The following is a 1,909-nucleotide window of genomic DNA, read 5'->3' on the forward strand; positions in this document are numbered from 1 at the left end:
CGGGGCGGTAGCGCGTGGGGCCGGAGCGGGATGGCGCCGAGCGGAGGGGGATGCCGGGGTTTCCGGGTGGGTCCGCGGGTTCGAGCCTAGGCACTGGACCGTCACAATCAAGCCCGTCCGCCAAACCGCCGGTTCCGGATCCGGCCGGTCCGGACGCCGGGCGGCCCCCGCGGGCCGCCCCGAGCCGTTCTCAGGCGTACTCGGTCGGGATCACCGGCTCGCCGCGGGACAGCTGGATCGCCGACATCGGCAGCCCCGAGCGTGCGGCCACGTGCCGCTCCCGCACCGCTTCCAGCGGCTCGCGGGCGATCACCTCGCCGCCCCGGACCAGCTCCACCAGCAGCTGCCGACCGGCCAGCTCCCCGGGGACCGGCCCGGTGCCGATCACCTCGGCCTCGGCGACGCCGTGCGCGTCGGTCCGGCGGGCAGCCCACTTGCGGCCGCCCTTCGACGACTTCGCGCCGAGCGACTTCTTCGCCACCGGTACCAGCGGGGCGTCCGGTTCCGCCGAGCCGGCGCGGGCCACCAGCTTGTAGACCATCGAGCAGGTGGGGTGCCCGCTCCCGGTGACCAGCTGGGTGCCGACCCCGTACGCGTCCACCGGCGCGGCGGCCAGCGAGGCGATGGCGTACTCGTCCAGGTCCGAGGTCACCACGATCTTCGTGCCCGTCGCCCCCAGCTCGTCCAGCTGCTGCCGCACCCGGTGCGCCACCAGGAGCAGGTCCCCGGAGTCGATCCGTACGGCGCCCAGCTCGGGCCCCGCGATCTCGACGGCCGCCCGGACCGCCTCGGTCACGTCGTACGTGTCGACCAGCAGCGTCGTGCCCCGGCCCAGCGAGTCCACCTGCGCCCGGAACGCGTCGCGCTCGGTGTCGTGCAGCAGGGTGAAGGCGTGCGCGCTGGTGCCGACGGTCGGGATCGCCCAGCGGAAGCCCGCCGCCAGGTCGGAGGTGGCGTCGAAGCCGCCGACGAACGCGGCGCGGGCCGAGGCGACCGCGGAGAGCTCGTGGGTGCGGCGTGCGCCCATCTCGATCAGCCGGCGGCCCCCGGCGGCGGCCGACATCCGCGAGGCGGCGGCGGCGATGGCGGAGTCGTGGTTGAGGATGGAGAGGATCACCGTCTCCAGCAGCACGCACTCGGCGAAGGAACCCTCCACCCGCAGGATCGGGGAGCCGGGGAAGTAGACCTCGCCCTCCGGGTAGCCCCAGATGTCGCCGCTGAAGCGGTAGCCGGCCAGCCATTCGAGGGTGGGCTCGTCGACGATCCCCTGCTGCCGCAGGAAGCCGATCATCTCGTCGTCGAAGTGGAAGTTCTCCACCGCGTCCAGCACCCGGCCGGTGCCCGCGACGACTCCGTAGCGCCGCCCCTCGGGCAGCCGGCGGGTGAACGCCTCGAAGACCGAGTGCCGGTCGGCGGTGCCGGCCTTGAGGGCCGCCTGCACCATGGTCAGCTCGTACTGGTCGGTGAAGAGCGCGGTCGACGGAACGCCGACCCGTCGCCCGAGGTCCGCTGAGTTCATGGCTGGGATGCTACCCCCTATTCGTCAAAGTGACGAGATGTGGGGTCCGTTTGTGCGCGGGACCCGCCCGGGTGGCAGCATGGGACAGGTGAGCGTTGCTACCCCGCTAGAGATCGAACGTCCCGATTCGGCCGAGGAGACCTTCGCGGTCCCCGAGCCCGACGTCCCGTGGGTGACGCTCGTCCACAATGACCCGGTCAACCTCATGAGCTACGTGACCTACGTCTTCCAGGCCTACTTCGGCTATCCGAAGGACAAGGCCCACCGGCTCATGATGGACGTGCACCAGAAGGGCCGCGCCGTCGTCTCCAGCGGGAGCCGCGAGGAGATGGAACGCGACGTCCAGGCCATGCACGGATACGGACCTGTCTCTTATACCCATCTCCGAGC

The 1,909-nt window shown here is 71.9% G+C and carries 2 protein-coding genes; one reads left to right on the plus strand and one right to left on the minus strand.

The features are described 5' to 3' along the window. Positions 1-190 precede the first annotated feature (190 nt). The gene (locus HET64_RS38280) at positions 191-1,519 is read right to left on the minus strand and encodes a nicotinate phosphoribosyltransferase (protein ID WP_215111825.1); all 1,329 of its coding nucleotides are present in this window, start codon (positions 1,517-1,519) and stop codon (positions 191-193) included. Between the two features lie 79 nt (positions 1,520-1,598). Between HET64_RS38280 and clpS the strand changes: the two genes are divergently transcribed. After that, positions 1,599-1,909, plus strand: a 311-nt coding sequence (clpS, locus tag HET64_RS38285; RefSeq protein ID WP_215111826.1) for an ATP-dependent Clp protease adapter ClpS, incomplete at its 3' end; no start/stop codon positions are given.

Source organism: Streptomyces sp. McG3 (genome assembly GCF_018619185.1).
GTDB lineage: Bacteria > Actinomycetota > Actinomycetes > Streptomycetales > Streptomycetaceae > Streptomyces.

Coding starts and splice junctions, on each gene's coding strand:
- HET64_RS38280 (WP_215111825.1), bottom strand. CDS start 1,519: ATGAACTCAGCGGACCTCGGGCGACGGGTCGGCGTTCCGTCGACCGCG.